This is a genomic window from Bradyrhizobium sp. NBAIM01 (genome assembly GCF_020194115.1).
GTDB lineage: Bacteria > Pseudomonadota > Alphaproteobacteria > Rhizobiales > Xanthobacteraceae > Bradyrhizobium > Bradyrhizobium yuanmingense.
On sequence record NZ_JADYVU010000001.1, the window covers coordinates 491,934 to 506,014 of the forward strand.

Here is a 14,081-nt window from a genome sequence, read left to right on the forward strand (position 1 = left end):
AAACCACAGATTGAGACGCTTGGCATTGCGCGGTCGTTAATCGATTGTCCTTCTCCGGTGCGTTGGTTACCCCGGCCTGAATGAGCCGATCGATTTGGAAGGCATGCTCCGTAGAGATCCGGAGAAAGTGGCGCGCCTTGACACACCGGAGCCACGGCGGTGGGCTGATCCGTAATCTACCGGATGAGCGCACTTTCTTCGGCCCGCTTCGCGGGCGCGGAACTATCTTGCAGCTTCGGAACCCGGCCGGTCTCCGCGGCGATGCGAATAGACGCGATATTGGCGGCATATTCGCCAGCGCTCTTGCCGCGAAACACGGCGGAGCCGGCGACCAGCGTGTCGGCACCCGCTGCAGCCACGGCCGCGGCATTGTCGCGCGTGACACCGCCATCGACTTCGAGCCGGATCGGCCGCCCGCCGATCATGGTCCTGATCCGCCTGATCTTGTCGATCTGCGATGCGATGAAGGATTGGCCGCCAAAGCCCGGATTGACCGTCATCACCAGCACGAGATCGATCCGATCGAGCACATACTCGATCACCGCATCCGGCGTCGATGGACAAAGACTGACGCCAGCCTTGCTGCCGAGCGAACGGATCGCCTGCAGCGAGCGGTCGAGATGCGCCCCCGCTTCGGCGTGCACCGTGATGATGTCCGCTCCGGCCTTTGCGAACGCCTCGAGATAGGGATCTGTCGGCGCGATCATCAAATGCACGTCGAACGGCTTCTTCGAATAGGGACGGATCGCCTTGATGACCTCGGCACCGAAACTGATGTTCGGCACGAAGTGTCCGTCCATGACGTCGCAATGAATCCAGTCGGCCCCAGCGGCGTCGATCGCGGCGACCTCCTCGCCGAGACGCGCGAAATCCGCGGCGAGGATCGATGGAGCGATCATGATCTCCTTCGTCATGGCACTGCACTCCGCGCATCCGCACCGCCGCTGAAGACTCGGCTCGCCAAGACGTCCATGGCATCGATGGTTTCGAGGTCGGCGACATCGAGCATGCGATCGAGATCGGACACCAGCCGATCGGCCTGCCGCAGGCGGATGCGGTCGACGGCGTTGCGGATCGAGCGCGCATTGGAGAAGAACGGCTGGATCCGGCGCAGCGCGATGTATTTCTCGAACGCCTCGCGCGCCGCAGCCGAGAAGCGGTAGCCGCGCTCCTTCAGCATCAGCTCGGCGATAACGAGCAGCTCGGCCTCTGCATAGTCAGGGAATTCGATGTGGTGGGCGATCCGCGACCGGAAGCCGGGATTGGAGGCGAAGAATTTCGTCATCCGCTCGCCATAGCCGGCGAGGATCACGACGAGGTCCTCGCGCTGGTTCTCCATCACCTGGAGCAGGATCTCGATCGATTCCTGACCATAGTCGCGCTCGTTGTCGGGACGATGCAGATAATAGGCCTCGTCGATGAACAGCACGCCGCCCATCGCCTTTTTCAGGATCTCCTTGGTCTTCGGCGCGGTGTGGCCGATATACTGGCCGACGAGATCGTCGCGCGTCACCGAGATCACCTGCCCGCGCCGCACGAAGCCGAGCCCGTGCAGGATCCCGGCCATGCGCAGCGCGACGGTGGTCTTGCCTGTTCCAGGATTGCCGGTGAACGACATGTGCAGCGTCGGCGGCGCGGAGGCGAGGCCGGCACGCTGCCGGATGCGCTCGATCAGCAGCAGCGAGGCGATCTGGCGCACGCGGTTCTTGACCGGCTTGAGCCCGATCAGCTCCTGATCGAGCTGTTGAAGCGTCTCGGTGATTCCGGCGGCTTCAGCCTCCTTGCGGAGATCGAAATGGGTCTCGCTGTGTTCGGTCGTGGTTGCGTGGGGGACATCGAGCATGGCTACCCTCGAAGAAAAGAGCTTCGCCGCGAGCGAGGCGGCGAAGCAGTGGTCCGCCAGGATGCGGAGCAGGGAGAGCTCCGCGCGGAAGCGGATGACTCAAGCTGGCGCGTGCGCAACCGGCTTGCGCACGGTGGTGTAGCGGACCGCACGGCCGCCGACCTCCTGCCGCACCAGCTCGAACTCCGTCTCTTGCTTCGGCCGGTTGACGAGGAAGGAGATCCGCACCGACTCCCAGCCGTGGCTGGCATCGAAGCCGCTGATGCGGATATAGCGGTCGCCGTAGACCCTGCGGCACTCGGCCAGCTCCATCATCACGCCGGCGGCGTCCTGGAGATCGAACATCGGCAGGCCCCACATCTCCCAATAGGTGTTTCGGGGATGCGGATCGTCGGTGAACTCGATGTTCACCGCCCAGCCATTGGCGAGGCAATACTGCACCTGGCTGGTGATCTGCTCGTCGGTCAGATCCGGCAGGTACGAGAAGCAGCCCTGGGTGATCTTCATCTCAAATCTCCTCAGACGGTTTCCAGCGCGGTCGGCACGAAGTCCGGCGTGTCGGTGGATTGATAGTTGAAAGTGACATCCTTCCAGACCTCGAGCGCGGCCTTCAGCGGCGTGCAGGTCTGGGCCGCCTTGGCCAAGATTTCCGGGCCCTCGTGGACATAGTCGCGGCCCTCGTTGCGGGCGAGGATCATCGCTTCCAGCGCCACGCGGTTGGCGGTCGCGCCGGCCGCAATGCCCATGGGATGACCGATCGTGCCGCCGCCGAACTGCAGCACGACGTCCTCGCCTAACAGGTCGAGCAGCTGGTGCATCTGCCCGGCATGGATGCCGCCGGAGGCCACCGGCATCATCTTGTTCAGGCTCGCCCAGGACTGGTCGAAGAACAGGCCATGCTCGAGCTTGGTCGGGTTGAAGTCTTCGCGGCAGACATCGTAGTAGCCGCGTGTGGTGTTGGGATCGCCTTCGAGCTTGCCGACCACCGTGCCGGCGTGGATGTGGTCGACGCCGGCAAGCCGCATCCATTTGGCGATGACGCGGAACGACACGCCATGGCTCTTCTGCCGCGTATAGGTGGAGTGGCCGGCGCGATGCAGATGCAGGATCATGTCGTTGCGCCGCGCCCACTTGGCCATGGACTGGATCGCAGTGTAGCCGATCACGAGGTCGATCATCACGATCACCGAGCCGAGCTCCTTGGCGAACTCCGCACGCTCGTACATGTCCTCCATGGTGGCCGCGGTGACGTTCAGGTAGGTCCCTTTCACCTCGCCGGAGGCGGCCTGCGCGCGGTTCACCGCCTCCATGCAATAGAGGAAGCGATCACGCCAATGCATGAAGGGCTGCGAGTTGATGTTCTCGTCGTCCTTGGTGAAGTCGAGCCCGCCCTTCAGCGCCTCATAGACCACACGGCCGTAATTGCGGCCGGACAGACCGAGCTTCGGCTTCACCGTCGCGCCGAGCAGCGGCCGGCCGAACTTGTCGAGCCGCTCGCGCTCCACCACGATGCCGGTCGCCGGTCCCTGGAACGTCTTCACATAGGCGACGGGAAAGCGCATGTCCTCGAGGCGCAGCGCCTTCAGCGGCTTGAAGCCGAACACGTTGCCGATGATCGAGGCCGAGAGGTTGGCGATCGAGCCCGGCTCGAACAGGTCGAGATCATAGGCGATGTAGGCGAAATACGAGCCGGGTGAGCCCGGAACGGGATCGACGCGATAGCACTTGGCACGATACTTCTCGGCCGCCGTCAGGCGATCGGTCCACACCACCGTCCAGGTCGCGGTCGAGGATTCGCCGGCAACCGCGGCAGAGGCCTCGATCGGGTCGACGCCCTCCTGCGGCGTCACGCGGAACAGCGCGATGACGTCGGTGTCCTTCGGCGTGTAATCGGGCTCCCAATAGCCCATGCGCTTGTACTCCATCACGCCGGAGCGATAGCGCTCTTTGCCGCGGACCGTGCCTGCATGTGCGTTCATGTCTCTCTCCTGCTCTTTTCTCTGCTCTTTCTGATTGGCTAAGCGGCAACCGGCTCGCGGGCGTCGATGCGCGGATCGAGCTCGCCGGCGCGATAGCGCCGCGCCATCTCGCTCATTGGAATGACCTTGATCTTGCTGGCGTGGCCTGCGGTACCGAACTGCTCGAACCGCTCGCGGCACAATTCGCGCATTGCGTCCATCGCCGGCTTCAGGAATTTGCGCGGATCGAATTCGGAGCGCGCTTCCGCCGCCACCTTCCGGAACACCGCGGTCATCGCCAGCCGGCAATCGGTGTCGATGTTGATCTTGCGCACGCCGCTTCGGATGCCGCGAACGATCTCCTCGACCGGCACGCCCCAGGTCTGCGGCATCTCGCCGCCGAACTGGTTGAACATGTCCTGGAGCGGCTGCGGCACCGAGGACGAGCCGTGCATGACCAGATGCGTGTTCGGCAGCCGGCCGTGGATCTCCTCGACCACCCGCATCGCCAGGATATCGCCATCCGGCTTGCGGCTGAACTTGTAGGCACCGTGCGAGGTGCCCATCGCGATCGCGAGCGCATCGACCTTGGTTGCACGGACGAAGTCGACGGCCTGGTCCGGATCGGTCAAGAGCTGATCGTGGCCGACCTTGCCCTCGACGCCGTGACCATCCTCCTGCTCGCCGCCGCCGTGCTCGAGCGAACCGAGCACGCCGAGCTCGCCTTCGACGGACGCGCCGACCCAATGAGCGAGATCGACGACGCGGCGCGTGATCGCGACGTTATAGTCATAGTCGGCCGCCGTCTTGGCGTCGGCTTTGAGCGAGCCATCCATCATGACGGAGGTGAAGCCATGGGCGATGGCCGAGGCGCAGGTCGCTTCGTCATTGCCGTGGTCCTGGTGCATGCAGAGCGGAATGTCGGGATAGGTCCGCTCCAGCGCGTCGATCATGTGCGAAAGCATGAGATCGCCGGCATAGCTGCGCGCGCCGCGCGAGGCCTGGATGATGACCGGCGCATCGACCGCGGCCGCCGCCTGCATGATCGCGATGCCCTGCTCCATGTTGTTGATGTTGAACGCCGGCACGGCGTAGCCGTGGCTGGCAGCGTGATCGAGCAATTGGCGGAGAGTAATACGGGCCAAGATTCGTCCTCCTTATTGGCTCTTGCGGGCCATCGCCCGGCGAGCCGCTTCCGCAATGCTTTGCGGTGTGATGCCGAATTCGCGGTACAACACCGGGGCGGGGGCCGAGGCGCCGAAGCCGCGCATGCCGACGAATTCGCCGTCAGCGCCGATCCAGCGATGCCAGTCGCCGGCGACAGCTGCCTCGATGCCGACGCGCGGCGCGGTGCCGAGCACCGAGGCGCGGTAATCCTCCGGCTGCTCCTCGAACAGTGCGAAACACGGAGCCGAGACCACGGCGGCGCGAACGTGCTCGGTCGCGAGCAGGCGTGCGGCTTCCAGCGCGATCGAGACTTCCGAGCCGGTTGCGATGAGCGTCACGTCACGGCCGCCGTCCGGCGAGACGACGAGATAGGCACCGTTCGCGACGCGGTTTCTGCCGCGCCCATCGCTGCGGAATGTCGGCAAGGCCTGCCGCGACAGGCATAGCACTGAGGGGCGATGCTCCGCCGCGAGCGCGCAATCCCAGGCCTCCAGCGTCTCCACGGCATCGGCGGGGCGGAACACCAGTAGATTGGGGATCACGCGCAGTGCCGCGAGATGCTCGACCGGCTGGTGCGTCGGTCCGTCCTCACCAAGGCCGATGGAATCGTGCGTCATCACGTGGATGACGCGCAGCCGCATCAAGGCTGCAAGTCGGATCGCCGGCCGGCTGTAGTCGGAGAACGCCAGGAACGTGCCGCCATAGGGGATGAAGCCGCCATGCAGCGCCAGGCCGTTCATCGCTGCGGCCATGCCGTGCTCGCGGATGCCATAGTGGATGTAGTCGCCGGCGAACGCACCGCTCTTGACCGGCGCCTGCGCCTTGGCATGCGTCAGGTTCGAATGGGTGAGGTCCGCGGAGCCGCCGACCAGGCCGGGAATTGTTCCTGCGATTCCCTCGAGCACCTGTTGCGAGGCCTGCCGCGTCGCCAGCTTCGGCCGCTCGGATGCAAAGTGCTCACGCAATTTCGCCGCGGCCAGCGCATAGGAGGCGGGCAGAGCCGCGGCTTTGCCCTCGACGAACAGGTCGCGCTGCTCCGGCGTCGCACCTTCGTAACGATCGAGCCAAGCGAGGCGATCGACCTGCCCGCGCTGCCCGATCATCCGCCAAGCCTTGAGCACCGGGATCGGCACCACGAAAGGCTGATAGTCCCAACCCAGCGTCCGCCGCGCCGCTGCCGTCTGCTCGGTGCCGAGCGGCGCGCCATGCACTTTCTCGGTGCCCTGTCTATCAGGCGCGCCATAGCCGATGATTGTGCGACAGGCGATCAGCGACGGCTTCGCGGTCTCCCGCTCCTCCGCTATCGCCTGCGCCACCGCTTCGGGATCATGTCCGTCGACGCGGCGCACCGACCAGCCGGAGGCAGCGGAGCGCGCGAGCTGGTCGTCCGATGTCGCCAACGAGGTCGGACCGTCGATGGAGATGCCGTTGTCGTCGAACAGCACGATCAGCCGGCCGAGCCCGAGATGACCGGCCAGCGAGATCGCCTCATGGCTGAGGCCTTCCATCAGGCAGCCATCGCCCGCGATAACATAGGTGAAGTGATCGACGAGCCCATCGCCATGCCGCGCATTCGCCATCCGCTCGGCGAGCGCCATGCCGACCGCGGTCGCAATGCCCTGGCCCAGCGGTCCCGTCGTGGTCTCGACACCAGCCGTGTGGCCATATTCGGGGTGGCCCGGCGTCTTCGAGCCCCACTGGCGAAAGGCCTTGATGTCGTCGAGGCTGATATCGCCGCCGGTGAGATGCAGCAGCGCATAGAGCAGCATCGAGCCGTGCCCCGCCGACAGCACGAAGCGGTCGCGGTCCGGCCAGTTCGGATGCGCCGAGTCGAACTTCAGGAAGCGCGAGAACAGCACAGTCGCGACGTCGGCCATGCCCATGGGCAGCCCGGGATGGCCTGACTGCGCTGCCTCGATGGCGTCGACCGCGAGGAAGCGGACGGCATTGGCGAGATCGTTGTGCGTGACCGCATTGAGGTCGGCTTCGGCATGGACGGAGATGTTCATCGGAGTCTCTCCCTGTTCACTTCAGGCTGCGCTTGCGCTCGATCAGCTGCATGATCAGCGGCGTCAGGATCAGCTGCATGGCCAGGTCCAGCTTCGCGCCCGGGCACACGATCGAATTGGCGCGCGACATCCAGCTCTGCGGCAGCATCGAGAGCAGATAGGGGAAGTCGATACCGCGCGGATTCTTGAAGCGGATCACCACCATCGATTCGTCCGGCGTCGGGATCCAGCGCGCGATGAATGGATTGGAGGTGTCCACGGTCGGGACGCGCTGGAAGTTGATGTCGGTCTCGGTGAATTGCGGGCAGATGTAGTGGATGTAGTCGGGCATCCGCCGCAGGATGGTGTCGGTGACCGCCTCGGTCGAATAGCCGCGTGCGCTGCGGTCGCGGTGCAGCTTCTGGATCCATTCGAGGTTGATGACGGGCACGACGCCGATCTTGAGGTCGGCATAGCGCGCGACGTTCACCTTATCGGTGACTACGGCGCCGTGCAGGCCCTCGTAGAACAGAAGGTCCGAATCCTCCGGCAGCTGCTTCCAGTCGGTGAAGGTGCCTGGTGCCGCACCATGCAGCGCCGATTCCTCGGCGTCGTGGACGTAGTGCCGCGTCACCGCGGTGCCGGTCTCGCCGTAGTCGCGGAAGGCGCGTTCCAGCTCCTCGAACAAATTGGTCTCGGGGCTGAAATGGCTGAAGTGCTTGTTGCCGCGCTCGGCCTCCTTCGCCATCTGCGCACGCATCTCGGCACGGTCGTAGCGGTGGAAGGCGTCGCCCTCGATGTAGACGGCGTTGACCTTCTCGCGGAAAAAGATCTGCTCGAAGGTCTTCTTGACGGAGGTGGTGCCGGCGCCGGAGGAGCCGGTGATGGAGATGATCGGATGCTTCCTGGACATCGGACGCCTCGCTCAGAGCCGGAAGAATCCGCGCCGCGCGAACAGCGGCGCCGAGACGCTGGCAACCAGCAGCGGATCGCAATGCAGCTCCTCGACGCGCCGCACCTCGTTGCTCGAGCCCATGATCAGCGGCACGCGCTGGTGCAGGCTCTGCGCCGATAGATCGAGGATGCGCTCGCGCCCGGTCGAGGCCGAGCCGCCGGCCTGCTCGATGATCATCGCCATCGGGTGTGCTTCGTAGGTCAGGCGTAGGCGGCCGTCGCCGTAGCCGGGCCGCGCATCGGAAGGGTAGAGAAACACGCCGCCACGGGTGAGGATGCGATAGGCCTCCGCGACCAGCGACCCGATCCAGCGCATGTTGAAATCGTGGTTGGCGGGCCCGTCGACGCCGGCGAGGCATTCGTCGATGAAGGCGCGCACCGGCGGATCCCAATGCCGGCGGTTCGAGGCGTTGATCGCGAACTCCTCGCAGGCTTCGGCGATCTGCACGCCGCTGCGCGCGAAGCGGAAGCAGCCCGCCTTGCGGTCGAGCGTGAAAATGTCGACGCCGTCGCCGAGCGTCAGCACCAGCGAGGTCTGCGGGCCGTAGGTGACGAAGCCCGCCGCGAGCTGCGCCGAGCCCCGCTGCTGAAAGGCGAGTGAGAGATCATCGGGGGCCGGCAGGATCGAGAAGATCGTGCCGACGGTCATGTTGATGTCGATGTTGGAGGAGCCGTCGAGCGGATCGATCGCGATGCAGATTCGCCCCTGACGATCGACGATCTGGGCCTCACGCATCTCCTCCGACGCCAGCGCCGCGATCGGCAGCCGGCCGAGGCAGCGGCGCAGGATCGCGTCCGCCTGGACGTCGAGGTCGCGTTGGAGATCGCCGTCGCTGTTGCGCCCGGTGGTCAGGCCCGAGGCGTCGGCGAGATCGCCGCTGGCGATGAGATCGGCAATCTCGATCGCCGCGGCCGCGATGGCATCGACCGCGGCTGCCACGGCCAACGCATGCGGCGCGGTCTCAGAATACCGTTGAAGGTGGTCGTCCAGCCTGAGTTGCCCGGTCATCTGCGTCCATCCCCTTGCCGGTGCCGCAACCATTCCCTCCTGGTGGAGGCAGGTCACGGTCAGTGCCGGCATTCAGGAGATTGACAGGAGCGGCTTAATAAGGAAAATTTCTAATCATAATGAGCCTCAAAGAATTTTCTTATAATAGCGCCGGCCATGCAGCGGCCCAGCTCCGGCATCTGACGATCCGGCAGCTGCGCTCGCTTGCGGCGCTCTCGGCCAAAGGCAGCGTGACGGCGGCGTCGAGCCATCTCGGGCTGACCCAGCCGGCCGTGACCCAGCAGCTGCGGCAGCTGCAGGACCTGGCCGGCCTGCCCCTGGTGCAGCGAACCGGCGACGGCATGCTGCTGACGGAAGCCGGCAGGGAGGTGCTGGCGCTGGCCGAACGGGTCGAAGCCGCGATCACCGATTGCCAGGGCGCGCTCGACCTGCTCGCGGGGCGGACCGACGGCACCGTGCATCTCGGCGCGGTCTCGACCGCGAAATATTTCGTGCCGCACGCGATCGCGGCGTTCTCCAAGCGCTACCCCAAGATCGAGATCAAGCTGACCATCGGCAATCGCGAGGAGATCCGCGAGGCCATGCACGGCTACGACCTCGACTTCGCGGTAATGGGTCGGCCACCGGCCGACGTCACCGTCGACGTCCGCCAGCTCGGGCGCAACCCGCACATCATCGTCGCGCGCAAGGGCCATTGGCTGGAGAAGGATTCCGGCCTCAGCCTGACCGATCTCGTGCACGAGACCTTCCTCACCCGCGAGCCCGGCTCGGGCACGCGGACGCTGATGGAGGGCATGTTCCAGAAATCGGATCTCGAGCCGATCATCGGCATGGAGATGAGCAGCAACGAGACCATCAAGCAGGCGGTCATCGCCGGGCTCGGCATCGCCTTCATCTCGGCTCACACCGTGGCGCATGAGCTCGCCGAGGGCCGGCTCGTCGTGCTCGACGTCGCGGGCCTGCCGATCGTGCGGCAATGGTACGTGATCCGCCGCAGCGACAAGGTGCTGCTGCCGCCCGCGCAGGCGATGTTCGATTTCCTCGGCTCGGAAGGCTCGAATTATCTGCCTGATTTGCCCGAGCTAGGCGGACGATAGCCGGCCTTCGCTCAGCTCATCAGCTTCATGGCGAGCGTCGCCGCCAGCACCACGATGATCTGGAGCAGGCGCTCCGTCGTGAAGATGCGGTTGAAGGTGGTCATCGCGTGCCCCGGCCGACGTGAAGAAGAATCTCTCGGCCGTTGCTAGCACAGAAGGATGCGGAGACAACTCCGTAGTTGCCCGTGGCGGTCGCGCCTTCGGCGAGCCGGTTCAGGGCGCGCCGATGGCCGGCGATCAGGCCGCGAGCGGGGCGGTGTGGTCCGTGCGCGAGGCGAAATAGGCTTCCAGCTCCGACAGCGCCCGCGCCTCCCACTCGCTCGCCTGCTCCAGCAGCGACCAGCTCTGGCCCGGGCGGAACGCTGCGGTCTGGCGATAGAGCGATGCGATGCCGCGGTAGCGGCGCACGTTCTCCAGGATGGCGTGACCGTTCATGTCCGAAAACTCCCTCGTCATTCCCGCGGGAGAAACTGCGGCCAAATCTTTTTCGAAAAGTTAGCGGCGCGCGGCAAGTTCGCGGATGGTTGCCGGACTGTTGCTCGGGGCGCAACGCGCGCGGCGCGATCTATTGCGGATTCGTTGCCGCGCTCTCGCCCGAAGGCTTCAGCCCGCCGCTTCTGACGATTGTCATCGTCGCGCGGCAGAGATCGGCAAGGCCGATCAGGAGGACGGCAAGAAGACAGAACAGGTTGATGGAATCGGCATGCGCGCTGGTCAGCGCATTGAGCTCGAAGAACGGCGGGATGAACGCCCACCACACCAGCGGCACGGTGAGCAGCGCGGCGAATGCCGCCGCCGGTGCACCCGCCATCAGCGCAAGCACGAACAGGCCGGGCAGGAACGCTGCGAAATAGAACTTTGCGCCGAGCAGGACGCAGATGCCCTGAACCACGGCCGAAACCGCGACGACGGCGAGCCCGAGCAGAAACGCCCCCCACGACCATGGCCGTACCCGCCGTGCGCCAAACAGCCCCGCACGTTTCATCAGCATCCCCCTGCCGCCCGTTAACCAGGTGCGTTGCGACGAAAGTACTACAACCGCAACCAATCCGCGAGATGCAAATTGCGTCATCGCGAGGTCGGTCGCACCGTTCGGGCGACGGCCGCTACTCGGTCAGCGCGTAGAGCAACCCCGCGACGGGCAAAGCAAGGCCAATGGCCGATGCGAGCATCCAGCCTCCCTGTGCGAACGCCCATGCTCCGACCGCCGAGCCGACCGCGCCGGCGGCGAAGAACGTCGCCATGTAGAGACCATTGAGGCGACTGCGGTGCTCGTGCCCGAGCGCGAAGATGGCGCGGAAGCCCAGCACCACATTGCCCTGGACCCCGATATCGATCGCAATCGCGGCCACCACCAGACAGGCGAGGTTCAGCATCGAGCCGGACGCGCCGATGGAGGTCACCAGGAAGCCGGCGGCCGTGAGCAGCATCGCGACCAGCGTCGCGATCCGGCTATGGCCGCGGTCCGCGAGGCGCCCGGCGATCGGTGCTGCGAACACGCCGGCGACGCCGGCCAGCGCGAACAGCGCGATGCCGCGCTGGGAGAAGCCGAACTCGCCGGCGAGCTGGAGTGGCGCCACCGTCCAGAACAGGGTGAAGGCGCCGAACAGGCTCGCCTGGTAAAGCGCGCGGCGCCGCAGCAGCGGCGTGGCCCGCACCAGGTCCGGCATCGACAGCAGCAATTGGCCGTAATGCATCCGCGTGACCGGCTTGCGCTTCGGCAGCGTCATCCAGAGCACGGCTGCGAGCACGGTCATCAGCGCGGCGGAGGCGAAGAACACTGCGTGCCACGACAGCAAGGCGGTGACGAAGCTCGACACCGGACGCGCCAGCATGATGCCGAGCATCAGGCCGGTCGAGACGTTGCCGACGACGCGGCCGCGGATGGCTTCAGGCGCCAGATGCGCCGCATAGGGGATGATGATCTGCACCGCGACCGAGCCGAGGCCGATGAACAGTGCGGCGAGGAGGAACGGCAGCGCATGGCTTGCGAACGCCGCGGCGAGCAGCGCCGCGGCGCCGAGCATGATCACCGAGCAGATCAGCGCGCGGTTCTCGACGAGATCGCCGAGCGGCACGATCAGCAGCAGCCCGGTGCCGTAGCCGATCTGCGTCATCGTCACGATCAGCCCGCTAGCTGCATGCGACAGGCCGAGCGCGGCGCTGATTGGGGCGATCAGCGGCTGCGCATAATAGATGTTGGCGGCGACCATGCCACAGGCCGCGGCAAGCACGAAGGTCAGGCGCTGCGACACCGCATCCGGCCCGGGCGCGGTCTCGATCGTGGCATTCATCGTCATTCGCATGGTCTCCAGGTAAGGCGCAGGGAATGGCCATTAGGTAAGGTATAGGGAATAGTCATTCCCTATTCTGACAAAAAATTCAGGCGAGCAGCTTCATTGCGGCGCCGACGAGACGCTCTGCGTCGAGCGGCAGACGCGCCTTGCCGACGACGCGCATTCCCTGCGTGATGCAGAGCATTAGCCGCGCGGTGTCGTCGGCTACGACATGGCGGGGGATCGAGCCATCGGCCTGTCCGGCGCGGATGAGGCCGGCGATGAAGCTCTCGTTGCTCGCGAGCTGTGTGCTGACGAGGGCACCCACGACCGGATCGAGCGCGGACAGCTCGACCGCGCTGCCGACCACGAGGCAGCCGCGCCGCCCCTCGATTCCCCGGGAGTGCTCGACATAGGACAGCAGCACGTTGCGGATTTGCTCGCGGCCGTTTGCACCACGCGCCGCGCTGCGGGTCTGCTGCTGGCGCAGGGCCGTGTAGCGCTCGAAGGCGGCGAGAAACACCGCATGCTTGTCGCGAAACGCCTTGTAGATGCTTCCCGTCGCGAGCCGCATCGCCGCAGTGAGGTCCCCGATCGAGGTGGCATGATAGCCGCGCTCGCGAAACACACGCACGGCGCGGTCGAGCGCGGTGTCCATGTCGAATTCCCGGGGACGGCCGGGCAGACGGGCGGCAGGCCGGGAGCGGCGGGCGGTCTTTTGCATTACGGGATACTAGGGAACGAACGTTTCCGAATAAACACACGTGGTCGTGAAGGGAATCAATGACGAAGGAGAGAGCGTCACCCCCTCCGCGGCACCGGCGTCCCATCCGCCATGATCGCCACGCCCTTCCGCTCGACGATCATGCCGTAGGCGCGCGGCTGGCGGTGCACGTCGAAATTGAAGGTGGTGCGCTTGTAGGAACTGCAGAGATCGAGATCGCAGCGCGCCAGCGCGATCTCGTCGCCCTTTGTCGTGCAGGCCGCAATGATCTCGCCCGAGGGCGCGATGATGCAGCTGCCGCCGATGTGGTCGACGCCCTCCTCCACACCGGCCTTGGCGACGCCGACAACGAAAGTGCCGTTCTGATAGGCACCGGCCTGCATCACCAGATGATTGTGGAACAGCGAGAGATCGTCATGCTCTGGCGCGGGCGGATTGTGCACCGGCGTGTTATAGCCGATCAGCACCATCTCGACGCCCTGCAGGCCCATCACGCGATAGGTCTCGCTCCAGCGGCGGTCGTTGCAGATCGCCATGCCGATCACGCCGCCGAAGGCATCGACCACGCCGAAGCCGCTGCCGGGCTCGAAATAGCGCTTCTCCAGATGCTGGAATTCGCGCCACGGTTCGTGCTCGGCATGGCCGGGCAGATGCACCTTGCGATATTTCAGGACGATCGCGCCGCTCTTGTCGACGAGGATGGACGTGTTGTAGCGCCTGACAATCCCGACCTCGAGCGTCAGTTCGGCATAGCCGAGGCAGAAGCCGATGCCGAGCTGGCGGGCGAGATCGAACAGCGCCTGTGTCTCGGCACCCGGCATCTCGCGCTCGAAGAAGCTGTCGATCTCGGCCTGGTCCTCGAAGTACCAGCGCGGAAAGAACGTGGTCAGCGCCAGCTCGGGATAGACGATCAGGTCGCAGCCGCAGGCCCGCGCCTCGCGCATCAACGCCATCAGTCGCGCCATCACCGCGGACCTCGACTCGCTCCTCGCGATCGGTCCGAGCTGGCCGGCTGCAATGGTCACAGTTCTCGTCACGCGTCGTTCCTCATTTTTTTCGAGTGCG

At 65.5% G+C, this 14,081-nt stretch carries 14 protein-coding genes; 1 reads left to right on the top strand and 13 read right to left on the bottom strand.

Going from position 1 to position 14,081, the window contains the following annotated elements; genetic code table 11:
- Nucleotides 1-176: 176 nt before the first annotated feature.
- From rpe to I6F31_RS02285, 8 genes are all read right to left on the bottom strand, one after another.
- Nucleotides 177-914, bottom strand: a complete 738-nt coding sequence (gene rpe, locus I6F31_RS02250; protein WP_036003883.1) for a ribulose-phosphate 3-epimerase — start codon at nucleotides 912-914, stop codon at nucleotides 177-179.
- Nucleotides 911-1,843 (bottom strand): CbbX protein, encoded by a 933-nt coding sequence (gene cbbX, locus I6F31_RS02255; RefSeq protein ID WP_225154015.1) that lies wholly within the window; start codon nucleotides 1,841-1,843, stop codon nucleotides 911-913. The genes rpe and cbbX overlap by 4 nt, the downstream gene beginning before the upstream one ends.
- A 99-nt stretch (nucleotides 1,844-1,942) precedes the next feature.
- Nucleotides 1,943-2,350, bottom strand: coding sequence for a ribulose bisphosphate carboxylase small subunit (locus tag I6F31_RS02260; protein ID WP_036003868.1), 408 nt, complete (start codon nucleotides 2,348-2,350; stop codon nucleotides 1,943-1,945).
- An 11-nt stretch (nucleotides 2,351-2,361) separates the two neighbouring features.
- Nucleotides 2,362-3,822: a form I ribulose bisphosphate carboxylase large subunit gene (locus I6F31_RS02265; protein ID WP_036003865.1), complete on the bottom strand. Its 1,461-nt coding sequence runs from the start codon at nucleotides 3,820-3,822 to the stop codon at nucleotides 2,362-2,364.
- 38 nt (nucleotides 3,823-3,860) lie between these two features.
- Entirely contained in the window at nucleotides 3,861-4,946 is a 1,086-nt protein-coding gene (gene fba, locus I6F31_RS02270) for a class II fructose-bisphosphate aldolase (RefSeq protein WP_036003862.1), read from the bottom strand.
- A gap of 12 nt (nucleotides 4,947-4,958) precedes the next feature.
- Nucleotides 4,959-6,977 carry a transketolase gene (gene tkt / locus I6F31_RS02275; RefSeq protein WP_225184615.1) on the bottom strand — a complete coding sequence of 673 codons (2,019 nt, stop codon included), beginning with the start codon at nucleotides 6,975-6,977 and terminating at the stop codon, nucleotides 4,959-4,961.
- A gap of 16 nt (nucleotides 6,978-6,993) precedes the next feature.
- The gene (locus I6F31_RS02280; RefSeq protein ID WP_036003856.1) at nucleotides 6,994-7,869 is read right to left on the bottom strand and encodes a phosphoribulokinase; all 876 of its coding nucleotides are present in this window, start codon (nucleotides 7,867-7,869) and stop codon (nucleotides 6,994-6,996) included.
- 12 nt (nucleotides 7,870-7,881) lie between these two features.
- Nucleotides 7,882-8,919: a class 1 fructose-bisphosphatase gene (locus tag I6F31_RS02285; RefSeq protein ID WP_057027006.1), complete on the bottom strand. Its 1,038-nt coding sequence runs from the start codon at nucleotides 8,917-8,919 to the stop codon at nucleotides 7,882-7,884.
- 119 nt (nucleotides 8,920-9,038) lie between these two features.
- Between I6F31_RS02285 and I6F31_RS02290 the strand changes: the two genes are divergently transcribed.
- Nucleotides 9,039-10,016 carry a LysR family transcriptional regulator gene (locus I6F31_RS02290; RefSeq protein ID WP_225184616.1) on the top strand — a complete coding sequence of 326 codons (978 nt, stop codon included), beginning with the start codon at nucleotides 9,039-9,041 and terminating at the stop codon, nucleotides 10,014-10,016.
- A 237-nt stretch (nucleotides 10,017-10,253) separates the two neighbouring features.
- On the opposite strand, the gene I6F31_RS02295 is transcribed toward I6F31_RS02290, so the two are convergent.
- The 5 genes from I6F31_RS02295 to I6F31_RS02315 form a co-directional block, all read right to left on the bottom strand.
- Nucleotides 10,254-10,451 carry a hypothetical protein gene (locus I6F31_RS02295; RefSeq protein WP_036003876.1) on the bottom strand — a complete coding sequence of 66 codons (198 nt, stop codon included), beginning with the start codon at nucleotides 10,449-10,451 and terminating at the stop codon, nucleotides 10,254-10,256.
- A gap of 130 nt (nucleotides 10,452-10,581) precedes the next feature.
- A complete protein-coding gene (locus tag I6F31_RS02300) occupies nucleotides 10,582-11,001 on the bottom strand; it encodes a hypothetical protein (RefSeq protein ID WP_036003874.1) in 420 nt (139 codons plus the stop codon).
- A 121-nt stretch (nucleotides 11,002-11,122) separates the two neighbouring features.
- Entirely contained in the window at nucleotides 11,123-12,316 is a 1,194-nt protein-coding gene (locus I6F31_RS02305) for an MFS transporter (protein ID WP_225184617.1), read from the bottom strand.
- An 82-nt stretch (nucleotides 12,317-12,398) separates the two neighbouring features.
- Nucleotides 12,399-12,950 (bottom strand): TetR/AcrR family transcriptional regulator, encoded by a 552-nt coding sequence (locus I6F31_RS02310; protein WP_225184618.1) that lies wholly within the window; start codon nucleotides 12,948-12,950, stop codon nucleotides 12,399-12,401.
- 143 nt (nucleotides 12,951-13,093) lie between these two features.
- Nucleotides 13,094-14,053 (bottom strand): N-carbamoyl-D-amino-acid hydrolase, encoded by a 960-nt coding sequence (locus I6F31_RS02315; RefSeq protein ID WP_225146222.1) that lies wholly within the window; start codon nucleotides 14,051-14,053, stop codon nucleotides 13,094-13,096.
- Nucleotides 14,054-14,081 lie beyond the last annotated feature (28 nt).

Bases quoted from the DNA above. Each gene is read 5' to 3' on its own strand.
- I6F31_RS02260 (WP_036003868.1), bottom strand. From the start codon at position 2,350: ATGAAGATCACCCAGGGCTGCTTCTCGTACCTGCCGGATCTGACCGAC.
- I6F31_RS02265 (WP_036003865.1), bottom strand. From the start codon at position 3,822: ATGAACGCACATGCAGGCACGGTCCGCGGCAAAGAGCGCTATCGCTCC.
- I6F31_RS02300 (WP_036003874.1), bottom strand. From the start codon at position 11,001: ATGAAACGTGCGGGGCTGTTTGGCGCACGGCGGGTACGGCCATGGTCG.
- I6F31_RS02310 (WP_225184618.1), bottom strand. From the start codon at position 12,950: ATGGACACCGCGCTCGACCGCGCCGTGCGTGTGTTTCGCGAGCGCGGC.
- cbbX (WP_225154015.1), bottom strand. From the start codon at position 1,843: ATGCTCGATGTCCCCCACGCAACCACGACCGAACACAGCGAGACCCAT.
- tkt (WP_225184615.1), bottom strand. From the start codon at position 6,977: ATGAACATCTCCGTCCATGCCGAAGCCGACCTCAATGCGGTCACGCAC.
- I6F31_RS02285 (WP_057027006.1), bottom strand. From the start codon at position 8,919: ATGACCGGGCAACTCAGGCTGGACGACCACCTTCAACGGTATTCTGAG.
- I6F31_RS02280 (WP_036003856.1), bottom strand. From the start codon at position 7,869: ATGTCCAGGAAGCATCCGATCATCTCCATCACCGGCTCCTCCGGCGCC.
- I6F31_RS02305 (WP_225184617.1), bottom strand. From the start codon at position 12,316: ATGACGATGAATGCCACGATCGAGACCGCGCCCGGGCCGGATGCGGTG.
- rpe (WP_036003883.1), bottom strand. From the start codon at position 914: ATGACGAAGGAGATCATGATCGCTCCATCGATCCTCGCCGCGGATTTC.
- I6F31_RS02290 (WP_225184616.1), top strand. From the start codon at position 9,039: ATGAGCCTCAAAGAATTTTCTTATAATAGCGCCGGCCATGCAGCGGCC.
- I6F31_RS02295 (WP_036003876.1), bottom strand. From the start codon at position 10,451: ATGAACGGTCACGCCATCCTGGAGAACGTGCGCCGCTACCGCGGCATC.